Raw genomic sequence first — 25,762 nt, forward strand, 5'->3', positions numbered from 1 at the left:
GCGCTCGCCAGGTTTCGTGGTGCACTTGGCCTCCACAGTCGTGAACAAGCATCATCGGCCCAATGCGAGCCATTCTGGCCGCACCGTATGCCCTCTGACCAGCAGACACAAACATCTGCATAAAAAAAATCGTTGTGTCACAAGGAAATCGCCCCCGCCGGAGAGCCCGGCAGGGGCGAAAAGTGGGTTCTGACTAGGGTTTTCGGCCTAGACGGTGACCGGTTTGAAAGCAGGGCGAGTTTTCTCGTACGAGGTAATGGCTTCCTCGTGTCGCAGGGTCAGTCCGATGTCGTCGAGGCCCTCCATCAGCCGCCAGCGGCTGAAATCGTCAATCGGGAAGGTCCAGACGGCATCGTCCACGCGCACCTCGCGGGCGCCCAGGTCGACCGTGATCTGCTTCCGCGGCTCGCTCGCGGCCATCTCCCACAGGGCTTCCACAGCTTTCAGCTCCAGCTGCACCGGCAGCAGACCCTCCTTGAGGGCGTTGCCGCGGAAGATGTCGCCGAAGCGCGGGGCGATGACGACCTTGAAGCCCCAGTCGCGCAACGCCCAGACGGCGTGCTGCCGGGACGAGCCGGTGCCGAAGTTGGGCCCGGCCACCAGGATCGTGGCGCCGGCGTAGGCCTCGTTGTTCAGGACGAACGACGGGTCGTCGCGCCAGGCCCGGAACAGCCCGTCCTCGAACCCGGTCCGGGTCACCCGCTTGAGGTAGACCGCCGGGATGATCTGGTCGGTGTCCACATCAGAGCGGCGCAGCGGCATCACGGTGCCGTCGTGGGTGGTGAACTTGTCCATCTCGATCAGCTCTCCAGGTCGGCGGGGGCGGCGAGTCTGCCGGTCACGGCGGTGGCGGCGGCGACCTGGGGCGAGACCAGATGGGTACGCCCGCCCTTGCCCTGCCGGCCCTCGAAGTTGCGGTTGGAGGTGGAGGCGGCCCGCTCGCCGGGGCTGAGCGTGTCCGGGTTCATGCCCAGACACATGGAACAGCCCGCGAACCGCCACTCGGCACCGGCCTCGGTGAAGACCTTGTCCAGTCCCTCGGCCTCGGCCGCCTCGCGCACCTGGTAGGAGCCGGGCACGATCATCATGCGTACGTCCTGGTGCACCTGATGCCCGCGCAGCACCTCGGCCGCGGCCCGCAGGTCTTCCAGCCGGCCGTTGGTGCAGGAGCCGACGAAGACCACGTCCACCGGGACGTCCTTGAGGTTCGTGCCGGGCTCCAGGGCCATGTATTCCAGCGCCCGCCGGGCCGCGTTGCGCTCGACCTCGTCGACGAAGTCCTCCGGGTCGGGCACCGCGCCGTCGAGGGCCGCGCCCTGTCCCGGGTTCGTGCCCCAGGTGACGAACGGGCTGATCGCCGACGCGTCCAGGATCACCTCGGTGTCGTACTCGGCGTCCTCGTCGGTGGCCAGCGAGGTCCAGTACTCGACCGCGGCGTCCCACTCGGCGCCCCGCGGCGCGTGCTGCTTGCCCTCGAGGTAGGCGAACGTGGTCTCGTCGGGCGCGATCATGCCGGCCTTGGCGCCCCACTCGATCGACATGTTGCAGATGGTCATCCGGCCCTCCATGGAGAGCTTGCGGATGGCCTCGCCGCGGTACTCCACGATGTGCCCGTTGCCACCGCCGGTGCCGACCTGGGTGATCAGCGCCAGGATCAGGTCCTTGGCGGTGACCCCCGGCCGCAGCTCACCGGTGACCGTGACGGCCATCGTCTTCGGCTTCGACTGCGGCAGCGTCTGGGTGGCCAGCACGTGCTCGACCTCGCTGGTGCCGATGCCGAAGGCGAGCGCGCCGAACGCGCCGTGGGTCGCGGTGTGCGAGTCGCCGCACACGATCGTCATGCCCGGCTGGGTGAGCCCCAGCTGCGGCCCGATCACGTGCACGATGCCCTGCTCGGTGTTGCCGAGCGAGCGGATCTGCACACCGAACTCGGCGCAGTTCTTGCGGAGGGTCTCGATCTGCGTGCGGGAGACGGTGTCGGTGATCGTCAGCAGGTCGCCGCGGCGGGTGTTGAAGGCCGGGTCGTCGTAGCCGGTCGGAGTGTTGTGGTCCTCGGTGGCCAGGGTGAGGTCGACCCGCCGGACCGTCCGCTCCGCCTGTCGCAGCCCGTCGAAGGCCTGCGGGCTGGTCACCTCGTGGAGCAGGTGCAGGTCGATGAAGAGCAGATCAGGCTCACCCGCGGCGGACCGTACGACATGGTCGTCCCAGACCTTCTCGGCCAGGGTCCTCGGCTTAGGTGTTGGCGTGACTCCCACCATCTGGACATCCTAAATTCTGGGAGGTATGTTTCGGCTTGTGGGACACAGTATGAGCGGTGTCGGCGTTCTCGACAAGGCGGTGGTCATCCTCGCCGCCTGCGTCGACGGCGCCAGCCTGGCCGAACTCGTCGACCGGACGAAATTGCCCCGGGCAACAGCACATCGCCTGGCCCAGGCGTTGGAGATCCACCGGATGCTGGTCCGCGACACCCAGGGCCGGTGGCGTCCCGGGCCCCGTCTCGGTGAGCTCGCGAACGCCGCGCCCGACGTTCTGCTGACCGCCGCCGAGCCGCTGTTGTCCGCATTGCGGGACGCGACCGGGGAGAGTGCACAGCTCTACCTGCGCCGTGCCGACGAACGCATCTGCGTCGCCGCGGCCGAGCGGGCGAGCGGCCTGCGCGACACCGTTCCGGTCGGCTCGGTGCTGCCGATGACCGCCGGCTCGGCCGCCCAGATCCTGCTGGCCTGGGAGCCACCCGAGGCCGTGATGCCGTTGCTGCCCCGGTGCAAGTTCACCGGCCGGACGCTGGCCGAGGTCCGCCGCCGCGGCTGGGCGCAGAGCGTCGCCGAGCGGGAGGCCGGTGTGGCCAGTGTTTCCGCCCCGATCCGCGACCGGACGGGCCGGGTCATCGCCTCCATCTCGATAAGCGGTCCGATCGAACGGCTGGGCCGCCGCCCCGGCGAACGCCACGCGATGGCCGTGGTCCGTGCGGGTCAACGACTGAGCGGCCTCTGACGCATCGCCCCTTCGATCGCCCCCACCCGTCCCGGTCAGCCCGCGCCGCCGGGCCCCTGACGCATCGCCCCTTCGATCGCCGCCACCGTCCCGGTCAGACCACGTCGTCGGGCCACCTCGAGCTGAACCTCGAGCCGTGGCACCGCGATCCGGCGCCCACGCCACTCGACGACCTCCAGCCGTCGCGCCGCCCAGTCCCCGAACTCGTTCGGCGGTTCCGCGACCGCCTCGGCCGACCACTCGAAGAGCGCGCCGTGAAAGGCCCGGCCGATCCACCGGGCGACCCAGTCCAGCGGCCCGGTGACCGGTTCGACGAGCAGGTCCTCGAAGATCCGCCCGGCGTGCTGCGCGTCGTCGACGGCGAAGTCGAGATCGCCGGGCTCGACCGTGATCCCCCGGACGGCGAGAGCGCCGCTGCCGTAGAGCCACCAGTGAAGTCCCGTGCCGTCGACCCGGCCGAGGAATTCCTCGAGGGCGATCTCCCACCGGACGGGTTCGAGGCGCGCGCTCTGCCGCACCATCTGGCGGAGGTGGCGGCCGAAGGTGGCGTGGATGCGAGCGACATCCCCGCGGGCCGACAGGACCCGGTCGAAGACGCCGTCGCCGATCGCCTGCCAGCCCATGTGGAGAAGCCGTTCCCGGCCGACCGGGTCGGCCGTGGTGACCACGAAATGCGCGGCGTCACCGTCGATCCGCAAGGTCGTCGCCAGGTCATCGGTCACGGCGTCCACTCGGCGTTGTCGTGGGCGAAGACGATGCGCCTCGGATCGAAGTCGAGCAGCCGGGCGATCCACGGCGGAGGCGAGCCTTCGCCCACACGGGCGCCCAGAGCGTCGTAGGTGAACAGCGAAGCGTTGTCGTGGCTCTGGCCGGCCACGATCACCGAACCGTCGTCCTGGCGCACCACGACCGACTGGTGGCCGGCCGTGTGGCCCGGGGTCGGGATGATGTGCACGCCGGGCCGGATCTCGGTCTCGCCGTCGAGTTCGACGTGGGTCAGGCCGGGTGGATCCACCAGTTCGGGCAGGGTGTGGTCCTCGACGTTGCGGGCCAGGTCGAGCTCGGCCCGCTGGGTGAAGACCGGACGGCCGGGCAGGAGCGGGTTGCCGCCGCAGTGGTCGAAGTGCAAATGGCAGTTGGTGACGTAGCCGATGTCGTCGAGGGTCACGCCGGCGCGGGCCAGCGCGGACGGCAGCTCGACGCGGGCCGGGCGGTAGTGGCCCTCGACCCACGGGTGGGTGCCCATGCCGCTGTCGACCAGCAGCAGCCCGTCCGGATGGGCGATCAGATAGCCCAGCACGGGCTCCACGCGGGCGGCGCCGTCGGCCGTCTCCGAACCCGGCCGCACGAAGTAGCCGAAGTCCACCCGCCGCACATCGATCCGACTCATGGGACCCACTGTCGCACCGGCCGGCCCGGCCCGGTCCGGCCCAGCAAAGCAAAACGGCCCGCGGTCATCGTGACCGCGGACCGAACCACTGTGTAGCCCCGAAGGGATTCGAACCCTCGCTACCGCCTTGAGAGGGCGGCGTCCTAGGCCGCTAGACGACGGGGCCAGGACTGCCGTTCACGCTCCGAACGACGGTGTAGAACCTATCAGATCCAGCACCGGCGCCCCTCGCGGGAACGTCTTGCGCTGGGGTACCAGGACTCGAACCTAGACTAACTGGACCAGAACCAGTCGGGCTGCCAATTACCCCATACCCCATCAGCACGGCTTACCGTGCCGGGACAGAACTCTACCCGAGCCCATGGTGCCCGCCAAATCGGGTTACCGTCCGGCGATTTCCGCAGGTCGGAACAGATCGGCGTGACGACGGGCCCATTCCGTGAGCGCCATCCCCGGGCGGCCCAGCAGTTCCGCGGCCGCCGGGTCGACCGCCTGCGGGTACTCGGCGAGGGATTCCAGCCCGTTCACGTACCACTCCGCGTGCTCGCCCATGACCAGGGACAGCTGCTCGACGCCGGCGTCGCGGGGCAGATCCACGAAGGTCAGCTCGCGCCCGAGGGCGGCACCGAGGGCGGCCACCTTCTCGCGCCGGCTGACCGCCTCGGGGCCGGTCAGGTAGTACGACCGGCCGGCGTGCCCGTCCTCCAGCAGAACCTTGGCGGCGATCTCGGCGATGTCCTCCAGGGCGATCGGGGCGTTGACCACATCGCCGCAGGTGTCGCGTACCTCGTCGCCCGCGGTGATCTGCGCCGCCCACACACCGGTGTTGGTCATGAACTCGCCGGGCTCGAGATGGGTCCAGGGCACGCCGCAGGCCTCCACGGCATCCTCGACGACCTGCCAGGGCCCACCCTTCTCGCCCGCCAGGTCGACGATGTGGGACACCCCGGCGGCGGCCGCCATCGAGCACACCTCGGCGGCCGTGGCGGGCAGCGGCGCCAGGTAGAGCCGGTCGACGCCGTCCAGCGCCGCGGGCAACGACGCGGGCCGCCCCAGATAGCCCGTGACCACCTCGACGCCGGACGGCAGCGCGGCGCGGGCGGGGTTCACCGTCAGGGCACGCACATCACGCGCGCCGCGGGCCAGCAGGGCGTCGACGACGAGCCGCCCGACGTTGCCGGTGGCCCCGGTGACCAGGATCCTGGCGTTTTCGTATACCATACGGAAACTATGCCCGAGTTCAGCGGAAGAAGCGACCCCGATCGGATCCTGCCGCTGCTCTGGCGGCGTACCAGCCCGGCACGCACCGGCCGGCCGCCGAAGCTCACCGTGGACGCGGTCGTGAAAGCCGCGGTCAAACGGGCCGACGGGGACGGGCTCGAGGCGACGTCGATGGCGCGGCTGGCCACCGACCTGAACGTCGGCACGATGACCCTCTACAGCTACGTCCCGTCCCACGACGACCTGGTCGACCTGATGATCGACGAGGTCCTGCTGAGCCGCGACCTGCCCGGCCCGGACGATCCACGGCCGGTCCACTGGCGCGACCAGGTGCTGCTCTACGCCGAGCTGACCCGGGCGATGTACGCCGCACATCCCTGGCTGGCCCAGGTCTCCCAGATCCGGCCGCCGATCGGGCCGGGCATGCTGGCCGAGCGTGAGTACGTGCTGTCCTGCCTGCCATTCCTGGACGAGACGCGGAACACCGCCGCGGTCACGATCCAGATGTTCGTCACCGGCGCGGCTCGCGGCGTGGCCGAGAACGAGCTGCTGCGCCGGGCCAGCGGCGAGTCCACCGACGAGTGGTGGCTCCACCGGGCCCAGCTGTGGGAGGACTGGTTCGACGTGGAGCGGCATCCGACCATGACCGCCCTGTGGAACGCCGGCCGGTTCACCGACGGCCCGGACGAGCAGGCGGATGCCGCGTACACGTATGGCCTGACCTTGATCCTCGACGGGATCAGTCCAGCGTGACCACCGGGTTGTTGATCGAGCCGATGCCCTGGATCGTGCACGACACGGTGTCGCCGGCCTCGATGGTGCTGACCCCGGCCGGCGTGCCGGTGAGGATCACGTCGCCGGGCAGCAGCGTCATCACGTGGGAGACGTAGGACACCAGCGTCGGCACGTCGAAGATCATGTCCTTGGTCCGCCCGAGCTGGCGTACCTCCATCGCGTCCGGGTTGCGGCCCACCTCGCAGCGCACCTCCAGGTCGCTGACGTCGAGGCCGGTCACGATCCACGGGCCGAGCGGGCAGAACGAGTCGAAACCCTTGGCCCGGGTCCACTGTGGGTCGGACCGCTGCAGGTCACGAGCCGTCACGTCGTTGCCGACGGTGTAGCCGAAGATCGCCTTCTCGGCGCCGGCCCGGTCGACCCGGCGGGCGCCGGTCGCGCCGATCACCACGGCCAGCTCGGCCTCGTGCTCGACCTGCTTGGACACCCCGGGCAGCCGGATCGCGTCGTTCGGGCCGATCACCGTGGTGGACGGCTTGATGAAGATCAGCGGCTCCTTGGGCACCTCGTTGCCGAGTTCCTTGGCGTGATCGGCGTAGTTGCGGCCGACGCCGATCACCTTGCTGGAGAAGATCGGCGCGAGCAGCCGGACGTCGGGCAGGGCCCAGCGTTGGCCCGTGAAGCGCACCTCCTCGAACGGCAGGCTGCCGATCTCGGCGACGGTGAGGCCCGTGTCGGATCCTTCGACCACCCCGAACGAGACCCCGCCGGCATGCACAAAGCGAGCAAAACGCACCGATTACCCCATCCCTCGAAAGCCTGTACGCCTCCTCAACCTACGCGCCTCCGGTGGCTACGCTGGCTGGGTGCTCACCACCACGCTGCCGCCGCAGACGTGGGTGCCCCTTGCCCAGGCACACGCCGAGCGCGCCGACCAGATGACGGCCGGCCATCGCGCCCGCAAGGCCCGCGGCGAGAAGCACGCGATCGAGGATTTCCTGTACGACTACTACGGCACCCGCCCGGCCCAGCTGCGCCGCTGGCACCCCGGCGTCGGCAGCGGCCTGTCCCCCGGCCCCGGCGCCGACCCGCCGCACGCCGGCTGGAAGTGGTACCGCACGTACACCGACGGTGTGGTGACCTTGGACACGAAGGCGTTCATGCTGGCCCGCGGCGAGAGCGTCCGCTACATCCACGGCCTGCTGACCGCGACCGCGTCCCGCCCCGTCTTCACCGGCTGCTTCGGCCTGCACGAATGGGCGATGGTCTACCGCCAGCCCGAACTGCGCCACCCGCTGCCGCTGCGCCTCGGCCAGGCCGCCACCGACGAGGTCGTCGAGCGCCACCCGATCCGCTGCACCCACTTCGACGCGTTCCGCTTCTTCACCCCCGAGGCGGTCGGCCTGAACCGCCTTCAGCCGACCCGGGCCACCCAGATCGACCTCGACCAGCCCGGTTGCCTGCACGCCGCGATGGACTGCCACAAGTGGGCGTCGAAGCTCGGCCCCGCCGTCCCCGGCGCCCTCGCGCTCGACTGTTTCGCCCTGGCCGCCGACATCCGCCTGCTCGACATGCAGGCGTCCCCCTACGACCTGACCAGCTACGGCCATCCCCCCGTCAAGATCGAGACCCCCGAGGGCAAGGCCGAATACATCGCCCGCCAGCGCGAGTTCGCCCGGCGCGCGGCCGGACTGCGCGCCCGCCTGATCCGCGTCTGCGACGAGCTGCTGGGCCCCGCCGCCGCCAAGGCCAACCGCCTGGCGGTCGCGCCACACAACAACCTTTAGAGGGTCTGGATCAGTCGGGGTCGGCGCGCCGGTTGCGCTTGGTCTGGCCCCGCCGCTTCTTCTCGGCGATCCGGCGTTCCACCGACCCGCGGGACGGCCGGGTGGCCCGCCGGGCCCGAGGCGGCGGCGCGATCGCCCCGGCGACCAGACCCGCCAGCCGGGCCGCGGCGGCCTCCCGATTGCGAAGCTGCGACCGATGCTCCGACGCGGTGACCGTCAGCACCCCGTGAACGAGCCGGTTCCCCAGCTGTTCCGCGGCGCGCTCCTTGACGGCCGGCGGCAGCATCTCGGACCCGCCGAGATCCCACGACAGCTCGACCCGCGAATCGGTCGTGTTGACGCCCTGCCCGCCGGGGCCGCTGGACCGTGAGAACCGCCACGACAACTCCGCAGCCGGGATCGTCAAGCGATCACTCACACGGACGTCATCAGGCACGCGCCCCAGCATCGCACCTGAACCCGGGTCCCGCCACCAAGATCGTCCCCCACCGGCCTGTGGACAACGACCCGAAAACGTCGGACCCGCGCGCTACATTCACCGCCCACCCAGTGGAAGGGGTGGGGGAGGTGGCGGCGCGCGCAAACCCGATTTTTCGATGCGGCGCGAACAGCCCGGAGACAGCGCCTCAGCCGTCGGCGGCCCGGGGCCATGGGCTGGTGGCCGGCGGCGAGTCGTTGCTGGTGCGGTCGGCTTCCGGGAGCCAGATCACGAAGGTGCTGCCGGTCCCCAGCGTCGAATAGGCCATCACCTGGCCGCCGTGCGACTCGACGATCTGGCGGACGATGGCCAGTCCGAGCCCGGTCCGGCGTTCCCGGGCACGCGGCTTGTCAGCACTCAGGACAACCGGCTGATTCAGCTCAGCCGACGAAGGCCCGGAAGACGACGGAGTCGAAGCGGGCGAGGACGACGACCCTCGCCAGAAACGGTCGAAGACCCGGTGCAGGTCCTTCTCGGCGATCCCCGGCCCCTGGTCGATGACGGCCAGCCACAGCCACGACTCCACCTGCCCGGTGGCGATCGTCACGACGCTGTGCCCGGGCGCCAGCCGGATCGCGTTGGACAGCAGGTTGCCCGCGGCCCGGCGCAAAGCATCCGGGTCGCCGATCAGGTGCAGCGACGACGCCAGGTCATAACGCAACCGCCACGGGTCGGCGCCCGACTCCTCGCCGGCCTCGCGCGCCACCACCGACAGGTCGACGTCGGTGTCGGACTCGGAGTGGGCCTCGCGCCTCGCGGTGGCCAGCAGGTCTTCGACGAGGCGGGACATCCGGGTGGTCGCGCGGTCGATCACCGCCACGGCCCGGTCGCGGTCGGCGGGTGTGGATTCCTCGACCAGGGAAGCGTCCAGGTTGGTGCGGATGATCGCCAGCGGGCTGCGCAGCTCGTGCGACGCGTCGTCGATCAGCTGGCGCTGCGCCTGGAACGCGTCGTCCAGGCGGTCGAGCATCGAGTCGATGGTGTCGGCCAGGTCGCGCAGTTCGTCGCGCGGGCCGGTCAGCCGGATGCGGCGGGACAGGTCGGTGGCCTGGATCTCACGGGCCGCCCGGGAGATCGCGCCGACCGGCCGCAGCGCCCGCCCGGACAGCACCCAGCCGATGCCCAGGCTGGCCACGAACAGGCCGCCCAGCGCGATCAGCGAGTAGTTCCGCAGGTTCTCCAGCGTGTTGTAGTTCACCGCGGCCTCGATCTCGCTGACCTCGGCCACGGTGATCTTGTCGATGATCCGGCCGCCCTGGCCGTACACCTTGGCCTGCCGTTCGGTGATCGGCTGGGGCGAGGTGGTCTGCGCCACGGCGAAGTAGGTGATCGCCAGCGCGGCCCCGGCCAGGGCGAAGAGCAGCGTCGAGTAGAGGACGGTGAGCCGGAACCTGATCGACCGGAACATCAAGTGGCCTCGCGCAACCGGTATCCGCGCCCGACGACGGTCTCGATCCAGCCCTCGCCGAGCTTGCGCCGCAACGTGCCGACGGTCACCCGGACGGTCTGGGTGAACGGGTCGGCGTTGGCGTCCCAGACGTGCTCCAGCAACTCCTCGCTGGAGACCACGTGGCCGGGGCGGGTCATCAGGTATTCCAGGACGCCGAACTCCTTGGGGGTCGGCGACAGCGACTTCTCGCCGAGGGTGGCGAGGTGCCGGGCCGCGTCCAGGCGCAGCGGTCCGACGGTGAGGACGGCGGAGGCGCCGTTGGTGTCGCGCCGCAGCAGCGCCCGGATCCGGGCCAGCAACTCGGCCAGGGCGAACGGCTTGACCAGGTAGTCGTCGGCGCCCTCGTCGAGGCCGCGGACCCGGTCGTCGATCCGGCCCCGGGCGGTGAGCATCAGCACCCGCAGGTCGCCTTCGCCGGGCGTACCCAGCACGCCGGTGCGCAGCGCGCGGCACAACGCGAAGCCGTCGCCGTCGGGCAGGTTGATGTCGAGCAGCATCAGGTCGTACGCGTTGACGGTCAGCAACTCGTACGACTCGGCCGCGTCCAGCGCGACATCCACCGCGTAGCCGGCCCGGGAGAGCCCGACGCGCAGGCCCTCGGCCAGGTCTTCCTCGTCCTCCACCACCAGCAACCTCATCTATCGACTATCCCCGCCCGATCAGGGAAGCCGCCACTTCACGGGCCTCGTCGATGGGCACGGCGAACCCGATGCCGATGTTCCCGCCGCCCTCCAGCGTCGCGATGGCCGTGTTCACCCCGACCACCTCGCCGCGGACGTTGACCAGCGGCCCGCCCGAATTGCCGGGGTTGATGGCGGCGTCGGTCTGCACCGCGGTCCGCCGGGCGTTGCCGCCGAGGCGTACCTCACGGTCGAGCGCGCTGACGATCCCGGCGGTGACCGAGCCGGACAGGCCGAGCGGCGAGCCGACGGCGAGCACCGGTTCGCCGACCCGGGTGCTGCCGGACGCGGCCAGGTCGAGCGCCCGCATCGCGGCCGTCGGCTCGACCCGGAGCACCGCGATGTCGCTGTTCGGGTCGGTGCCGATCACCTCGGCGGTGAGCCGGCGCCCGTCCGAGCCGACCACGGTGACCGTGCCGTTGCGCCCGGCCGCCGCGACGACGTGGTTGTTGGTGACGATGTGGCCGTTGCCGTCGAGGACGAAGCCGGATCCCGAGCCGCCTCCGGCGGAGGTGCGGATCTGCACGGAGACCACGCCGGGGAGGGCTCGGGCCGCGGCCGCGACAAGATCGGCGGGTACGCCCGGAGCCGGCGGCGCCGCGGCTTCGGCGGCCGGTGAGTCCGCCGGCCCGGTGGCGGCCTCCCCGGCGTAGAAGCCGGCGACGCCGCCGGAGCTCGCGGCGACCGCGATCACCACGACACCGGCCGCCGCGATCAACGGCCAGCGGCGCGTGGGGGCCGCGTGGAGCGGCGACGACGCCGAGTGTGGCGAGGACAGAATCGGTGAGACGAACTGGGGACCGCGTGGTTCTCCACCCAGACCTGACATGAGATGCCCCTCAGGGAATTCGTGCGAACCAGAACATGGAGGCGATCGCGGCGAGCACGGCCAGTGCCAGCCCGATCCCGATGAAGCGCGCGGACACGTCCTGCCGCTCGGTCTCGTAGCCGACCGAGGATTCGATGTCCGCGTACGCGGCCCGCAACTCGTCGGCGCTGGCCGCCTCGAAGTACTGACCACCGGTGGCCTGGGCCACGGCCTGCAACGTCTCGCCGTCGACCGGCACCGGCTGCGAGCCCTGGATGGTTCCGGCCGGCGTCCCGAAGGAGATCGCGTCGACCGGTACGCCCAGCTCACTCGCGAGCTGCGCGGCCTGGTCCGGGTCCTGCCCGGAGGTGTTGGCGCCGTCCGAGAGCACCACCACCCGGGCCGGTGGCGTGTCCTCGGCGGCCGAGGCGTCCATGGTCCGGATCTGGTCCAGCGACGTCGCGATCGCGTCGCCGATGGCCGTACCCGCGCGTCCCGCCGCGCCTTCCGACAGCCGGTCGATCCCCGCGGTCACCGCCGCGCGATCGGTCACCGGCGGCACGAACACCGAGGCGCTGCCGGCGAATCCGACCAGCCCGACATTGAATTCCGACGGCAGGTTGGTCACGAACTCGTTGGCCGCGGCCTTCGCGGCGGAGAGGCGGTCGGGCGCCACGTCGTCGGCCAGCATCGACCGGGACACGTCCACCGCGACCAGCACGGTGGCCCGTTCGCGGGGCACCTGGACCTCCGCGGTGGGCCGGGCGAAGCCGACCACGAGCAGGCCGAGCATGGCCAGGAAGAGGCCGGCCGGGACGTGCCGGCGCCAGGCGGGCCGCTTCGGGGCGACCCGGTCGAGCAACTTGAGGTTGGTGAAGCGGACGGCGTAGCGGCTGCGCCGGCGCTGCATCACGAGGTACGCGACGGCGAGCGCGGCGACCGCGGCCAGCAGCCACAGACGCTGCGGCGACTCCCAGGTCATGCCGATCCTCCCGAGACGGCGGGCCGGCGGGCCGCACGGGTCAGCCGGCGTTGGGCGTGGACGTGGACGTGGCGGACGATGTCGGCGACCCAGTCGCCGTCCGTCCGAAGGGGAAGGTGGGTGGCGCCGGCCCGGCGGATCGCGGCGGTGATCGTGTCCTGCTGCTGCCGGGCCGCGGCGGCGTACCGCTCACGCAGCCGGCGCCCGGCGGTCGACACCTCGCGCCGCCGGCCGGTCTCCGGGTCGACCAGGGTGAGGATGCCGACGTCCGGCAGTTCGCGTTCCCGCGGATCGGTGACCTGCACGGCGAGCACCTGGTGGCGGGCGGTGAGCCGGCGCAGGGGCCGCTCCCACCGCGGCGCCGCGTCGCCCAGGCCGTCCTGGTCGAGCCCGTCGAGGAAGTCGCTGACCACCACGACCAGCCCCCGGCGGCGGACCGCGCGATGCAGCCCCTCGACCGCGTCGGCCAGCCCGGTGGGGTCGAGCTCCGGCGCCCCGCGCGGAATGGCCAGCAGAGTCCGCAAGATCCCGAGCAGATGGGTACGCCCGGTACGCGCCGGATAGCGCCGTACCCCGAACGGGCCGAGCACGTGCGCACCCAGCCGGTTGCCGAGTCCCGAGGTGAGGAAGCCGACCGCGGCGACCGACGCGGTCGCCAGCTCGCGCTTCTCCAGGGCCGCGGTGCCGAAGTCCATGCTGGGCGAGGCGTCGACCAGCACCCAGGTGGCCAGTTCGCGATCGGCCTCGACCGTGCGGACGTGCGGGACCGTGGTGCGCGCGGTGACCGCCCAGTCCATCCGGCGCACCTCGTCCTCGCCGGGCCGGTACTCCCGGCTGGCGGCCGGTTCGCTGCCCAGGCCGGGCAGCAGGCCGAGGTGCCGGCCGTGCAGCAGCCCGTCGAGGCGCCGGGTGACCGCGAGTTCGAGGCGGCGCAGCCGGCGCTCGGGGGCGAGATCGTTGAGCGAGGCGCCCTCGTTCACGCCGCCACCCCCAGGCCCGGGCCGTGCTGCTCCTGCTGCGGCGCGATGGTCGGCAGCGGGACGACCTCGAGGATCCGGCGGACCAGCGACTCGGCCGCGATCCCGTCGGCGACCGCGTCGAAGGACAGCACCAGCCGATGTGCCAGCACGTCGACCGCGATGTCCTGGATGTCGTTGGGCAGCACGTAGTCCCGGCCGCGGAGCAGGGCCAGCGCGCGGCCGCCGGCGACCAGGCCGAGGGTCGCTCGCGGGCTGGCTCCGTACGCCAGCTGGTCCTTGATCTCGGACAGGCCGAAGCGGGCCGGGTCGCGGGTGGCGAGGACGAGCCGCACCACGTATTCGGCCAGCGCGTGGTGCACGAAGACCGCCTGCGCCCGCGCCTGGAGGCCGAGCAGCCGGTCGGGGTCGAGGACCGGATGCGCCACCGGGCGGCCCTGGCCCATCCGGTAGAGGATGCCCAGCTCGTCCTGGTCGGTCGGGTAGTCCACCACGACCCGCATCAGGAACCGGTCCCGCTGCGCCTCGGGCAGCTGGTAGACGCCCTCGCTCTCGATCGGGTTCTGGGTGGCCAGCACCAGGAACGGCCGCGGCGTCGGGTGCGTCCGGCCGCCGATCGACACGTGACCCTCGGCCATCACCTCGAGCAGCGCCGACTGCACCTTGGCCGGCGCCCGGTTGATCTCGTCAGCCAGGACCAGGTTGGCCATCACCGGGCCGAGCTCCACGTCGAACGACTCCTTGGAGGCCCGGTAGATCCGGGTGCCCAGGATGTCCGAGGGCACCAGGTCGGGGGTGAACTGGATGCGGTGGAAGGAGCCGCCCACGGCCACCGCCAGGGTTTCCGCGGCCAGCGTCTTGGCCACGCCGGGCACGCCTTCCAGCAGGCAGTGGCCGCCCGCGAGCAGCGCTGTCATGAGCCGCTCGACCAGCCGGTCCTGCCCGACGATCACCTTCTTGACCTCGAACAGGGTCTGTTCGAGGAGCCGGAAATCGGCGGTGGAGTCCATCTGGGTAATCCCCTCGGTTGAGCCGGAAAGTGGCGGCGGGCGCCCGGGCCTTGGGGGATGTGCACGCCGAGCGCCCGCCTGGATCACCAGGACACCAAAGAGCACCGAAAACGCGACGAAGGCCAACCGAAAGGCGGACGAAGGACGGCCCGGCGCCACCCAGGGAATACTGGTCCGGTGACGTCGCAATCCAAGCCGGCGGAGACCGGCTATCCGTGGCCTATCGCATCCACCCGCCTCGACAACGGCCTGCGGGTCGTGGTCAGTGAGGACCGCAGCAATCCGGTGGTGTGCGTCAACATCTGGTACGACGTCGGCTCACGGCACGAGCCCGCGGGACAGACCGGTTTCGCCCACCTCTTCGAGCACCTGATGTTCGAGGGGTCGGTGCATGTGCCCAAGAACGAGCACATGCGCTCGGTGCAGGGCAACGGCGGCTCGCTGAACGCGACCACCAACCCCGACCGGACCAACTACTTCGAGACGATGCCGTCCGAGCACCTCGAGCTGGCCCTGTGGCTGGAGGCCGATCGGATGGGCGGCCTGGTGCCGGCCCTCACCCAGGAGACGCTGGACAACCAGCGCGAGGTGGTGAAGAACGAGAGGCGTCAGCGGTACGAGAACGTGCCGTACGGCGACGCCTGGTTGCGCCTGCTGCCGTTGCTCTACCCGCCCGGCCACCCGTACCACCACTCGACCATCGGGTCGATGGAAGATCTGAACGCGGCCTCGCTGGAGACGTTCCAGGCGTTCCACCAGAGCTACTACGCGCCCAACAACGCGGTGCTGACGGTGGCCGGCGACGCCTCACCGGACGAGGTGTTCGCGTACGCCAGGAAGTACTTCGGCGCGCTGGAACCGGTGAGCGACATCCCGCCGGCGCCACACGGTCACCTGACCGGCCCGGCCGCCGAACCGGCCCGCGAGACGGTGACCGCCGACGTCCCGGCTCCGCGGATCTACCTGTCCCACCGCACGCACCCGTTCGGCACCGGCTCGTACGACGCGATCACGGTGCTCGCCACCGTCCTCGGCAGCGGCCGGGGCAGCCGGCTCTACCAGCGGCTGGCCGACGGCAAGCGGATCGCCCAGCCGGACTACGTCGGCGCGTACGGCGTCGACCTGGCCCACGCGCCGGCCCCGCTGATCATCACGGCGACCGCCAAGGACGGCGTGGACGCGACGACCCTCGAGGAGGGCATGACCGAGGTGCTCGACGCTCTCGCCGCCGAGCCGGTCACCGAGGACGAACTGGAGCGGGCCAAGGCGCTGCTGACCACCTCGTGGTGGCGGCAGATGTCCACAGTCGGCGGTCGTGCCGACACCCTGGGCCGGTACGCGACCCAGTTCGGCGACGCGGGCGCGGCGGCCTACCGGCTGCCCGGCTGGCAGAACGTGACCAGCGACGACATCAACGACGTCCTGCCCACGCTGCACCCCTCGTCCCGGGTCACCCTCACCTACCTGCCAGGAGACCAGTCGTGACTCTCGTCGCCACCCGACCCGATCCGGGCGCCGCCCGCCCGTACTCGTTCCCGGACGTGGTCCGCACCCCCGTCGCCGGCGGCCTGGTGGTCGCCGCGCATCTGCCCGGCCAGCGCCTCGCGTACGCGGCCCTGCTGCTCGACGGCGGCGCCGTTCACGAGACCGCCGGTCGCGAGGGCACCGCCACCATCCTGGCCAAGTGCCTGGAGGAGGGCACCGCCCAGCGCGACTCGGCCGGCTTCGCGCTGGCCCTGGAGCGGCTGGGCGCCGAGTTGTCCACCGCCGTCGACTGGGACTCGTTCCGGGCCGGCGTCTCCGTGCCGGCGGCCCTGCTGCCCGGCGCGGTCGCGCTGCTCGCCGAGGCGGTGCGCACGCCGCGGCTCGACCCGGCCGACGTGTCCCGGGTCCGCGACGACGAGGTGACCGCGTTGCGCATGGACTGGGCCCAGCCCGGTCCGCGCGCCGACGCCGCCCTGCGCGCCGAGCTGTTCGGCGCCGCCGAGCGGTACGGCCGCCCACCGCACGGCGACCCGGCCTCGGTGGCCGCGGTGACCGTGGACGACGTGCTGGCCTACCACGCCGCGCGGCTGCGTCGTCCCGGCGTCCTGCTGGTGGCCGGCGACCTCGACCAGCTCGACCTGAAGGCCCTGGGCGAGACGGCGTTCGCCGGCACCTCGGGCGAGGCCGAGCCGGCGTCGTCCCCGCTGGAGGTGCCGATCGCCGCCGAACGCAAGATCATCCTGGTCGACCGCCCCGGCTCGGTGCAGTCGACGCTGCGCCTGGGCCACCGGGCGCCGCACCGCGCCCACCCCGACTACGTGCCGATCACGCTGGCCGCGACCGTGCTCGGCGGCGCCTTCACGTCCCGGCTCAACCACCTGATCCGCGAGGTCAAGGGCTACTCGTACGGCATCCGCGGCGACTTCGCGATGACCCGCCGGTTCGGTCGGTTCGGGGTGTCCTCGGCGGTGCAGACCGCGGTGACCGCCCCCGCGTTGGTGGACACGGTCGGCGAGATCACCCGGACCAAGGACGAGGGCGTGACCGCGGACGAGCTGGCGGTGTCCCGCGCGTGGCGGGCCGGCCAGCTCTCGGTGGAGATGCAGACGCCCGGCTCGATCCTGGGCGCCCTGGCCACCCTGGTGATCCACGACCTGCCGGACGACTACCACGCGACACTGCGTCGGCAGTACCTGGAGACGACCCTCGAAGAGGTCTCCGCGGCGGCCGCGGCCCACCTGCACCCGGCCGGCCTGACCCTGGTGGTCGAGGGCGACGGCGCCGTCATCCGCGAGGACCTCGTGGCCACCGGCCTCGGCGAGGTCACCGACGCGGCGGTCTGATCAGTGGCGGGAGGGTGCTCATCGGGCGCCCTCCCGCTATCGCATTGGCGATTTTCGATCTAAGGTGAGAGACGTCCACTGTGTAACGTTTCAAGTGGGGGTCCTGATGCGCCGGATTCTGGTTGTTCTGCTGATGCTCGCCGCCGCCGTCGGGGCCGTTCCGGCGCCCGCCCGGGCCGCGCACGCCACGACCGTGACGAACTTCGACAGCGCCGGGAACCAGGTGGTGCGGTTCGACACGCAGGGCAACGCGGTGGACGCGCACGACGGGCAGATCGCGCTCTTCGGCGGTGTCTACTACCTGTACGGCACCGCGTACGACTGCGGCTACCAGTGGAACGCCGACGGCTCCCCGTTCTGCGGCTTCAAGGTCTACTCGTCCCCCGATCTCGTGCGCTGGACCGATCGCGGCTACCTGTTCGACCCGACGTCGAGCACCTGGCAGACGCGGTGCAACGGAACGACCTACGGCTGCTACCGCCCGCACGTCGTCTACAACGCCGCCACCCAGCGGTACGTGTTGTGGATCAACGTGTACGACAACCGGGTCGGGTTCCGGGTCTTCACCGCGACGGCGCCGACCGGGCCGTTCGTGGAGACCGCCGAGCCGACGCTGGCGGTCAACAGCGACGCTCCCCCGGCCGGTTTGAACAACGGCGACCACACCGTGTTCGTGGACGACGACGGCGCCGCCTACGTCGCGTACACCGACTGGCGCAGCGGCGGCGACATCGTCGTCGAGCGGCTCGACGGCGACTATCTGACCGGCACCGGCGCCCACACCCGCCTCGGCCAGCCGGCGACCGAGGCGCCGGCTCTGTTCCGCCGCGGCGGGACGTACTACCTGACCTACTCGGATCCCAACCGCGGCTACGCCACCACCGGCACGTCCTACAAGAGCGCCGCCTCGCCCCTGGGCCCGTGGTCGGCCGGCACCAACCTGACGACCACCTCCTGCGGCGGCCAGCCGGCGTTCGTGGCGCCGATCCCGACCGCGTCCGGTACGGCGTACCTCTATGGCAGTGACCTGTGGAACAACGGCGCCCCGAACGAGGCGCTGGCCAACTATTTCTGGGCGCCGCTGTCGTTCGACGCCGCCGGGGCGATCCGGCCGATCACCTGCCCGGCGACGATCACGCTCGATCTGCCGACCCGCTCGACCGGCGCCGCGCAAACCTCACCCGACCAGGACCAGTCGGGCGGCCTGGCCGGGTATCGCCCGTGGTGCGACATCGGCCGGAACATCGCCCGGGTGCAGACCTTCGTGCCGTCCCGCAGCGGCACGCTGACCTCGGCGACGTACACCACCTTCCAGAACGGCTCGCCCGACGCCGGCCTGGAGATGCAGATCGTGACCGCCGACGAGTCGTTCCGGCCGACCGGGTCGCCGCTGTTCCGTACGGTCGTGCCGCCGCACTCGGTGGGCTGGTCGCCGCGGGCGGTGACGATCCGGCCGGACCTCGCGGTGACCGCCGGCGTCCGCTACGGCATCGTGGTCCGGTCGGCCACGACGACCGGCTGCTACGGCTTGGTGCACAACGACGCCGCGCCCTATCCCGGCGGCGGCGAGGCCTACAGCAGCGACTCCGGAGTCACGTTCCGCCCGGAGGCCGGCCGGACCACCAAGTTCGAGACCACGATCAGCGCGCGTACGCCGCTCCCGACGACCGCCCTGCCTGCGGGCTGGACGGTCTGCGCCGGCGAGCACGGCGTCTGTTCCGTCGCGCGTACCGGCATGATCGCCTACGGCGCCCCCGGCGGGTACGTCTACCGGTCCGTCCGGGCCGGATCGGTGCAGCCGTGCACCATTGCGGGGTTCGGCGGCGATCCGCTCTTCGGGACGGTGAAGTCGTGTTCGGTCGCCCCGGCCGGCGGCCCCCAGGGCTACTCGCAGTGCGCGACCCTGGGCGGTGTCTGCGTGGTGACCGGCACCAGAACCGTCGCGTACGGGATCAACGGCGCCTACCGCTACCGCGAGGTGACCGGCTCGGCGCCCTGCACGAACGCCAGGTTCGGCAACCCTATCCGCCTGGTCGAGAAGCGCTGTTACGTTTCACCCTGACGCGGGCTGAGCTGCGGGCATTGCCAATCCGTGACAGAGGGGTTTCAATATGTGCCGCCCCCAGAGAGCGCTCTCACACAGGTTGGTGACCCCCATATGCCAGCGACCTTCTCGGTCACGTCCGTACCGGTCTCCCGGCGACGCCTGCTGGCGCTGCCGGCCGCGGCCGCCGCCGCCACGGTGGCCGCCGGCGCGTTGCCCGCCGATCCCGCCTCGGCCAGCTCGGACCGGCCCCGGCACCTGGTCGACCCCTCGTTGTCCGGCCCGGTGGCCCGCGCCTACCGCTACCTCGACGTGGTGCAGGACGCCTACGCCAAGGGCGCCGAGCCGCGGCTGCTCCAGTCGTACAACAACGAGAGCGGGCTGATGACCGCGGCCTTCGTCTACGACAACGCCCTGGCCACGCTCGCCTACCTGGCCAACCCGAGCGTGGCCAACGTGCGGCGGGCACGGCTGATCGGCGACGCGCTCCTCTGGGCCCAGGCCAACGACGAGGCGTTCACCGACGGGCGGGTGCGGCAGGCGTACGCGGCCGGGCCGATGCAGTTCTACGGCGGCGGCGCCTACTTCCCGGGCCTCGAGCGGGAGGACGGCAAGGCGGCGTTCCTGTGGCCGTACGGCTTCGGTGGCTCGTCGGTCGGCGACATGGCCTGGACCGGGCTGGCCCTGGCCCAGCTCTACGTGGACACGCGGATCAAGAAGTACCTCGACGGCGCGGTCGCGCTGGGCTTGTGGATCACCGAGCGGGAGTCCGGGTACGTCAACGGCGGCTTCCACGGTGGCGTCCAGGCCGACGGCGTCACCCCGCAGGCCTGGTGCTCGACCGAGCACAACATCGACGCGCACGCGCTGTTCACGCTGCTGGCCAAGCTGACCCGGGACCGCCGCTGGATCCATCGCGCGACCGTGGCGGCGGGCTTCGTCCGGAACATGTGGAACCCGGCCGAGCGCTTCCTCTGGACCGGCACGCTGGGCGGCAACCCGGGCGAGGACCCCAACATCATCAACACCGGCAACATCCCGGAGGACGTGCAGACCTGGGCCGTGCTCGGGATGGGCGACAAGCGTTACGACGCCACGCTGGACTGGGTCACCGGCAACCTGTGGAACACCGACGGCGGCGGTCAGACCCAACTGCCGGCCGGGGTACGGATCTCCGGCGTCACGTTCTCGTCGCAGGCCAAGGCCCTCACCGGCCCGGTCCCCGGCAGCGACCTGCCCAACCACCGCAGCGCGGTCTGGCTCGAGGGCAACGGGCACACGGCGCTGGCCCTGCTCACCCGCAAGGGCACCGGCGACCGTGGCACCGCCAAGCGGCTGCTCGCCGAGACCGTGGTGGCGCAGCGCAAGGTGGGCGCCGGGCAGACCGTCGGCCGGACCACCGATCCGCAGGACGGCAAGCTCTCCGAGGGCAACTGGGCCGGCACCGCCCTTCCCGACAAGTCGGGCATCGTGGCGGCCAGCAGCGCGTTCGACACCGGCTTCGCCTTCGGCTACTTCCAGCGGCAGCATGTCGGGGCCACGTCGTGGTTCCTGATGGCCGCGCAGAACTTCAACCCCTACACGTGATCTTCACAAAGCTGAGGAGAGTTACCAGGTCGTAGCGGTCGCCGGATACCGTCGGCGGCATGACGATCACCAGCTCGCGGCCGCCCGCGACCGCCGGCCGGCACGGCAAGCGGGTCGGCGTGACCGTGCTGGTGTGGCTGGTCCTGCTGCCGATCGCGGTCTGGGCGGTGCTGCGGTTCGGCGGCTGGGAGAGCGGCGCGCTGGTCCAGTTGTTCGCCTTCACGCCGTACGCGGCGGCCTGGTCGTTGATCCCGGCCCTGATCGCGCTGCTCACCCGTCGCTGGCTGGGCGCGGCCGTCGCCGTGGTGGCGGCCGCGCTGCTGGCCGTCTCGATCCTGCCCCGGGTGATGGCCGATCGCGACACCGGCCCGGCCACCGGGGTCGTGCTGCACATCATGAGCAGCAACGTCGAGCTGGGCGGGGCCGACGCCGACGCGCTGGTCGCACTGGTCCGTGAGCAGGACGTGGCGGTGCTGGCCATGCAGGAGTTCACCCCCGGCATCCAGGCCCGGCTCGAGGCGGCCGGCCTGAAGACGCTGCTGCCGTATTCGTCGGTGGCGGCGCAGTGGGGCGCCTCCGGCTCGGCGGTCTACTCGCGCTTCCCGATCACGTCACCCGGGGCGCGGCGCAACGGCGGCGGCTTCATGCAGGCGTACGCCACGATCACACCGTCCGGCGCCGGTCCGATCGTGGTCGAGTCGGCCCATCCGCTCGCCCCGTCCTCGGTCGAGGCGCTCGGCTCGTGGAGCGCCGACCTGGCCGCCCAGCCGAAGAGCGACCCGGACGGCCCGCCGCGCGTTCTGCTCGGCGACTTCAACGCCACCCTCGACCACCACACGCTGCGCGAGCTGATCGCCCGGGGCGACTACCGGGACGCGGCCGCCGCCACGGGCGAGGGGCTGGTCGGCACCTGGGGGCCGTACGGCGGGGCGCCGCTGCCGCCGGTGACCATCGACCACGTGCTGGTGGACAAACGGATCGGGGTACGCGACGTGCGGGTGCACGGCGTACCCCGGACCGACCACCGTTCGGTCTACGCCTCGCTGACCGTGCCCGCCGCCTGAGGCGTCGAGCGCTGCGCCAGGCCGAAGGTGAGCGCGTCGACCAGCGCGTGCCACGACGCCTCGACGACGTTCTCGTGCACGCCGACCGTGGTCCAGTCACGCTGCCCGTCGGTGGTCTCGACCAGCACCCGGGTGATCGCGGCGGATCCGTGCGAACCCTCCAGGATGCGCACCTTGTAGTCGGCCAGCTCGAACGACTTGAGTTCCTCGTAGTGCCCGGTGAGCGCCTTGCGCAGGGCCTCGTCCAGGGCGTTGACCGGGCCGTTCCCCTCGGCGGTGGTGATCATCCGCTCGCCGCGCACCTTGACCTTGACGGTGGCCTCGGACACCACCGTGCCGTCCTCCCGGTGTTCGGTCTGCACCCGGTACGACTCCAGCGAGAACGGCCGGCTGAAGCCCTCGCCGGGTAGCGCCTCGCGGACCAGCAGCTCGAAGCTCGCGTCGGCGGCCTCGAACGACCATCCGCCGGCCTCCAGGTCCTTGACCTTGGTGGTCACGGCCGACAGGGTGTCCGGGTGGCCGGCCAGGTCCAGACCGAGCTCACGGCTCTTGAGCTCGATGCTGGCCCGGCCGGCCATCTCCGTCACCAGGATCCGCATGTCGTTGCCCACCACCGACGGGTCGACGTGGTTGTAGAGCAGCGGATCCACTTTGATCGCGCTCGCGTGCAGCCCCGCCTTGTGAGCGAATGCCGCGGCCCCGACGTAGGCCTGGTGGGTGTCGGGGGCGATGTTGGCGATCTCGGCGAGCGCGGAGGAGACCCGCGTCGCCTTCTCCAGGCACCCGTCCGGTAGGACGGTCAGCCCGAGCTTGAGTTGCAGATTCGCCACGACGGCGAAGAGGTCGGCGTTGCCGGGGCGCTCCCCGTATCCGTTGGCGGTGCACTGGAAGTGCTTGACCCCGGCCTCGACCGCGGCGATCGTGTTGGCCACCGCGCACGAGGTGTCGTTCTGGCAGTGGATGCCGAGTTGCTCCGGCGAGACGCCGGTGCGCTCGACGACCTCGTTGATGGCCTTGGTGATCATCGACGGGAGCATGCCGCCGTTGGTGTCGCACATGATGACCCGCTCGGCGCCGGCGTCGATCGCGGCACGGACCACCGAGGCGGTGTACGCCGGATCGTGCCGGAAGCCGTCGAAGAAGTGCTCGCAGTCGACGAACGCGCGGCGGCCGTTGGCGACCAGGTGCCGCACGGTGTCCTGGACCATCGCCAGGTTCTCCTCGCCGGTGGTGCGCAGGGCCCGCTCGACGTGCCGGATGTCCGACTTGGCGACCACGCAGACGACCGGCGTCTCGGCGTCCAGCAGGGCCTTGACCTGCTTGTCGGCGGCGACGTCGACGCCGGCCTTGCGGGTCGCGCCGAACGCCACCAGCACCGCGTGCTTGAGGTCGAGCTCGGTCTTGGCCCGCTCGAAGAACTCGGTGTCCTTGGGCATCGCGCCCGGCCAGCCACCCTCGATGAACCCGACGCCGAACTCGTCCAGCAGCTTCGCGACCGCGAGCTTGTCGACGACCGAGTAGCTGATGCCCTCGCGTTGCCCGCCATCGCGGAGCGTCGTGTCGAAGACCTGGTAGTCCATGGCGTGGTTCCTTTCGAGGAATTTGGTGGCCCAACAAAAAGACCCCCCGCGGATGCGGGAGGTCTGCGCGTCGGCGAGAGAAGTCAGCCGGCGCGCTGGGTGCCAATAATGAGCACGAGGTGGGTCACGCGATGAAGTGTGCCACCGTTCCCGCCCAGGGGAAGCAAAGTTCCACCTTTCGGGACTAGGTTCGAACCCGTGGCTGACCTCCCGTACCCCCGGAATGTGTCCTTCACCTCGACCTACAACTTCCGTGACGTCGGCGGTTATGCCGGGCTGGACGGGCGGACCGTGCGCTGGCGGCGGCTGTTCCGGGCGGACGCGCTGCACCGGCTGATCGACGGGCCCGACTGGGAGACCTACGCGGCCCTGGGCGTGCGCACGGTGATCGACCTGCGGCGCGAGTTCGAGGTGGAGAAGATCGGGCGGATCCGGGACTACGAGGGCCTGGTCTACCGCCATCTGCCGCTGCGGCACGTCGACTGGGACGAGGTGCCCCACCCCGATGGCACCGATCACGAGCGCTGGCTGGCCGACCGCTACCTGAACTTCATCGAGGACGGCACCGAGGCGCTGCGCGAGGCGTTGAGCGCCATCGCCGACCCGGACGCGGCCCCGGTCGTCGTGCACTGCATGGCCGGCAAGGACCGCACCGGCGTCACCCTGGCGCTGGCCCTCGCCCTGCTGGGCGTCGCCGACGACGACATCGCCGCGGACTACGCGCTGACCACCGCCTCGATGCGGAGCCTGACCGAGTACCTGCTCAAGGTCAACCCGGAGGCGGTCGAGGGCAACGAGCACATGTTCGACTCACCCGAGCGGGCGATGACGCTCTTCCTGAACGGCCTGCGCGACCGGCACGGCTCGGTCGAGGCCTATGCCAAAGAGATCGGCCTGACCGGCGAACAGGTGGCCACGATGCGCGGCCACCTGCTCGAACCGGCCGGCTAGAAGACGCGCTGGACCCAGCCGAAGGTGTCCTCGGCCCGGCCGCGCTGGATGTCGACGAGCTCCTGGCGCAGGCCCATGGTGACTTCGCCCGCCCCGCCGTCGGCCACGGTGAACTCGCCGTCGGCCGACCGCACCATGCCCAGCGGGGTGATCACCGCGGCGGTGCCACAGGCGAACGCCTCGCGGACCCGGCCCGACCGGGCGCCGTCGCGCCACTCGTCCATGCTGATCGGCCGCTCCTCGACCGCCCGGCCGGCCCGCTGGGCCAGCTTCAGGATCGAGTCGCGGGTGATGCCGGGCAGGATCGTCCCGGTCAGCGGCGGGGTGACCAGGGTGCCGTCGTCCAGCACGAGCACGACGTTCATGCCGCCCAGCTCGTCGACGTACTTCTGTTCCACCGCGTCGAGGTAGACCACCTGCTCGCAGCCGTGCTCGGCCGCCTCGGCCTGAGCCGCCAGCCCGGCCGCGTAGTTGCCGCCGCACTTGGCCGCGCCGGTGCCGCCGGGCGCGGCCCGGGTGTAGTCGGGCGTGACCCACACCGTCACCGGCTTGACCCCGCCGGAGAAGTACGCGCCCACCGGCGAGGCGATCACCAGGTGGAGGTATTCGGTCGCCGGCCGCACGCCGAGGAACGCCTCGGTGGCGAAGGCGAACGGACGCAGGTAGAGGCTGCCCTCGGGGTCCTGCGGGATCCACTGCCGGTCGATCGAGACGATCTGCCGCAACGACTCCAGGAAGATCGCCTCGGGCAGCGCCGGCATCGCCATCCGCTTGGCCGAGTCGACGAACCGGGCGGCGTTGGCATCCGGCCGGAACAGCGCCACCCCGCCGTCGGCCAGCTTGTACGCCTTCAGGCCCTCGAAGATCTCCTGGGCGTAGTGCAGCACCGCGGTGGCCGGGTCCATCGGGATCGGCGCGCGCGCCTCGACCCGCGGCTCGTACCAGCCCTTGCCCTCGGCATAGCGGATGGTGACCATGTGGTCCGTGAAGATCCGGCCGAAACCCGGATTGGCCAGTAACACCGCCCGCTCCGGGTCGCTCACCGGCGCGCTGTTTCGGCGGACATCGAAATCGAGGTTGCTGTCACCACCACTCATGGCACGTGACCTGCTTTCTAGGAAGATTTTGTGTGCACGAAGATACCCGAACGGTCGTTAAAACAGACCGTCCGCGGCAAGAAGTAGTGCGAAGGGGAA

At 71.3% G+C, this 25,762-nt stretch carries 23 protein-coding genes, 2 tRNA genes and 1 pseudogene; 9 read left to right on the top strand and 17 right to left on the bottom strand.

What is annotated here, in order from left to right; genetic code table 11:
- Positions 1–207: 207 nt before the first annotated feature.
- Entirely contained in the window at positions 208–795 is a 588-nt protein-coding gene (gene leuD, locus AB0M54_RS00100) for a 3-isopropylmalate dehydratase small subunit (protein WP_364468258.1), read from the bottom strand.
- A 5-nt stretch (positions 796–800) separates the two neighbouring features.
- Positions 801–2,258 (bottom strand): 3-isopropylmalate dehydratase large subunit, encoded by a 1,458-nt coding sequence (leuC, locus tag AB0M54_RS00105; RefSeq protein WP_364468260.1) that lies wholly within the window; start codon positions 2,256–2,258, stop codon positions 801–803.
- A gap of 49 nt (positions 2,259–2,307) precedes the next feature.
- Between leuC and AB0M54_RS00110 the strand changes: the two genes are divergently transcribed.
- Positions 2,308–2,994 carry an IclR family transcriptional regulator gene (locus tag AB0M54_RS00110; protein ID WP_285682734.1) on the top strand — a complete coding sequence of 229 codons (687 nt, stop codon included), beginning with the start codon at positions 2,308–2,310 and terminating at the stop codon, positions 2,992–2,994.
- Positions 2,995–3,029: 35 nt separating this feature from the next.
- On the opposite strand, the gene AB0M54_RS00115 is transcribed toward AB0M54_RS00110, so the two are convergent.
- The 5 genes from AB0M54_RS00115 to AB0M54_RS00135 all read right to left on the bottom strand — a co-directional run bounded on the left by AB0M54_RS00115 (position 3,030) and on the right by AB0M54_RS00135 (position 5,605).
- The gene (locus tag AB0M54_RS00115; protein WP_364315193.1) at positions 3,030–3,716 is read right to left on the bottom strand and encodes a hypothetical protein; all 687 of its coding nucleotides are present in this window, start codon (positions 3,714–3,716) and stop codon (positions 3,030–3,032) included.
- A complete protein-coding gene (locus AB0M54_RS00120; RefSeq protein WP_364315191.1) occupies positions 3,713–4,384 on the bottom strand; it encodes an N-acyl homoserine lactonase family protein in 672 nt (223 codons plus the stop codon). The genes AB0M54_RS00115 and AB0M54_RS00120 overlap by 4 nt, the downstream gene beginning before the upstream one ends.
- A 93-nt stretch (positions 4,385–4,477) precedes the next feature.
- Positions 4,478–4,550: transfer RNA gene (locus tag AB0M54_RS00125), tRNA-Glu, on the bottom strand.
- 80 nt (positions 4,551–4,630) lie between these two features.
- Positions 4,631–4,702 (bottom strand) — tRNA-Gln (locus AB0M54_RS00130).
- Between the two features lie 63 nt (positions 4,703–4,765).
- On the bottom strand, positions 4,766–5,605 hold the full coding sequence (locus tag AB0M54_RS00135) for an NAD(P)H-binding protein (RefSeq protein WP_364468262.1): 840 nt from the start codon (positions 5,603–5,605) through the stop codon (positions 4,766–4,768).
- 9 nt (positions 5,606–5,614) lie between these two features.
- On the opposite strand from AB0M54_RS00135, the gene AB0M54_RS00140 reads away from it, so the two are divergent.
- Positions 5,615–6,358, top strand: a complete 744-nt coding sequence (locus AB0M54_RS00140; RefSeq protein WP_364315186.1) for a TetR/AcrR family transcriptional regulator C-terminal domain-containing protein — start codon at positions 5,615–5,617, stop codon at positions 6,356–6,358.
- On the opposite strand, the gene AB0M54_RS00145 is transcribed toward AB0M54_RS00140, so the two are convergent.
- Positions 6,345–7,136: a fumarylacetoacetate hydrolase family protein gene (locus AB0M54_RS00145; protein ID WP_364468264.1), complete on the bottom strand. Its 792-nt coding sequence runs from the start codon at positions 7,134–7,136 to the stop codon at positions 6,345–6,347. The two genes, AB0M54_RS00140 and AB0M54_RS00145, sit on opposite strands and share 14 nt — an antisense overlap.
- Before the next feature lie 70 nt (positions 7,137–7,206).
- On the opposite strand from AB0M54_RS00145, the gene AB0M54_RS00150 reads away from it, so the two are divergent.
- Positions 7,207–8,127 (top strand): 3-methyladenine DNA glycosylase, encoded by a 921-nt coding sequence (locus AB0M54_RS00150; protein WP_364315180.1) that lies wholly within the window; start codon positions 7,207–7,209, stop codon positions 8,125–8,127.
- Between the two features lie 10 nt (positions 8,128–8,137).
- Here AB0M54_RS00150 and arfB read toward each other — a convergent pair whose 3' ends face one another.
- The 7 genes and pseudogenes from arfB to AB0M54_RS00185 form a co-directional block, all read right to left on the bottom strand.
- Complete coding sequence (gene arfB, locus AB0M54_RS00155) at positions 8,138–8,563, bottom strand: alternative ribosome rescue aminoacyl-tRNA hydrolase ArfB (RefSeq protein ID WP_364315177.1); 426 nt, start codon at positions 8,561–8,563, stop codon at positions 8,138–8,140.
- Positions 8,564–8,753: 190 nt separating this feature from the next.
- A complete protein-coding gene (locus AB0M54_RS00160; protein ID WP_364315175.1) occupies positions 8,754–10,013 on the bottom strand; it encodes a HAMP domain-containing sensor histidine kinase in 1,260 nt (419 codons plus the stop codon).
- Positions 10,013–10,693, bottom strand: coding sequence for a response regulator transcription factor (locus AB0M54_RS00165; protein ID WP_364315172.1), 681 nt, complete (start codon positions 10,691–10,693; stop codon positions 10,013–10,015). The genes AB0M54_RS00160 and AB0M54_RS00165 overlap by 1 nt, the downstream gene beginning before the upstream one ends.
- A 7-nt stretch (positions 10,694–10,700) precedes the next feature.
- Positions 10,701–11,564 (bottom strand): trypsin-like peptidase domain-containing protein, encoded by an 864-nt coding sequence (locus tag AB0M54_RS00170; protein ID WP_364315169.1) that lies wholly within the window; start codon positions 11,562–11,564, stop codon positions 10,701–10,703.
- A gap of 10 nt (positions 11,565–11,574) precedes the next feature.
- Positions 11,575–12,525 (bottom strand): VWA domain-containing protein, encoded by a 951-nt coding sequence (locus AB0M54_RS00175; RefSeq protein WP_364468266.1) that lies wholly within the window; start codon positions 12,523–12,525, stop codon positions 11,575–11,577.
- Positions 12,522–13,505, bottom strand: coding sequence for a DUF58 domain-containing protein (locus tag AB0M54_RS00180; protein ID WP_364468268.1), 984 nt, complete (start codon positions 13,503–13,505; stop codon positions 12,522–12,524). Before AB0M54_RS00180 ends, AB0M54_RS00175 begins: the two co-directional genes overlap by 4 nt.
- Positions 13,502–14,479, bottom strand: a pseudogene (locus AB0M54_RS00185) (MoxR family ATPase); the annotation flags it as partial. The gene AB0M54_RS00180 and the pseudogene AB0M54_RS00185, both read right to left, overlap by 4 nt.
- A 210-nt stretch (positions 14,480–14,689) precedes the next feature.
- On the opposite strand from AB0M54_RS00185, the gene AB0M54_RS00190 reads away from it, so the two are divergent.
- From AB0M54_RS00190 to AB0M54_RS00210, 5 genes are all read left to right on the top strand, one after another.
- Positions 14,690–15,997, top strand: a complete 1,308-nt coding sequence (locus tag AB0M54_RS00190) for a pitrilysin family protein (protein ID WP_364468270.1) — start codon at positions 14,690–14,692, stop codon at positions 15,995–15,997.
- The gene (locus AB0M54_RS00195; RefSeq protein ID WP_364315158.1) at positions 15,994–17,340 is read left to right on the top strand and encodes a pitrilysin family protein; all 1,347 of its coding nucleotides are present in this window, start codon (positions 15,994–15,996) and stop codon (positions 17,338–17,340) included. The genes AB0M54_RS00190 and AB0M54_RS00195 overlap by 4 nt, the downstream gene beginning before the upstream one ends.
- Positions 17,341–17,446: 106 nt before the next feature.
- Complete coding sequence (locus AB0M54_RS00200; protein WP_364468272.1) at positions 17,447–19,402, top strand: family 43 glycosylhydrolase; 1,956 nt, start codon at positions 17,447–17,449, stop codon at positions 19,400–19,402.
- A gap of 96 nt (positions 19,403–19,498) precedes the next feature.
- Complete coding sequence (locus tag AB0M54_RS00205) at positions 19,499–20,971, top strand: hypothetical protein (RefSeq protein ID WP_364468274.1); 1,473 nt, start codon at positions 19,499–19,501, stop codon at positions 20,969–20,971.
- A gap of 59 nt (positions 20,972–21,030) precedes the next feature.
- The gene (locus tag AB0M54_RS00210) at positions 21,031–22,035 is read left to right on the top strand and encodes an endonuclease/exonuclease/phosphatase family protein (protein ID WP_364315149.1); all 1,005 of its coding nucleotides are present in this window, start codon (positions 21,031–21,033) and stop codon (positions 22,033–22,035) included.
- Here AB0M54_RS00210 and cimA read toward each other — a convergent pair.
- The gene (gene cimA, locus AB0M54_RS00215; protein ID WP_364315147.1) at positions 22,005–23,615 is read right to left on the bottom strand and encodes a citramalate synthase; all 1,611 of its coding nucleotides are present in this window, start codon (positions 23,613–23,615) and stop codon (positions 22,005–22,007) included. The genes AB0M54_RS00210 and cimA overlap by 31 nt on opposite strands.
- Before the next feature lie 198 nt (positions 23,616–23,813).
- On the opposite strand from cimA, the gene AB0M54_RS00220 reads away from it, so the two are divergent.
- Complete coding sequence (locus tag AB0M54_RS00220) at positions 23,814–24,566, top strand: tyrosine-protein phosphatase (protein ID WP_364315145.1); 753 nt, start codon at positions 23,814–23,816, stop codon at positions 24,564–24,566.
- Here AB0M54_RS00220 and AB0M54_RS00225 read toward each other — a convergent pair.
- On the bottom strand, positions 24,563–25,663 hold the full coding sequence (locus tag AB0M54_RS00225; protein ID WP_364468276.1) for a branched-chain amino acid aminotransferase: 1,101 nt from the start codon (positions 25,661–25,663) through the stop codon (positions 24,563–24,565). The genes AB0M54_RS00220 and AB0M54_RS00225 overlap by 4 nt on opposite strands.
- Positions 25,664–25,762 lie beyond the last annotated feature (99 nt).

Source organism: Actinoplanes sp. NPDC051470, assembly GCF_040682035.1.
GTDB lineage: Bacteria > Actinomycetota > Actinomycetes > Mycobacteriales > Micromonosporaceae > Actinoplanes.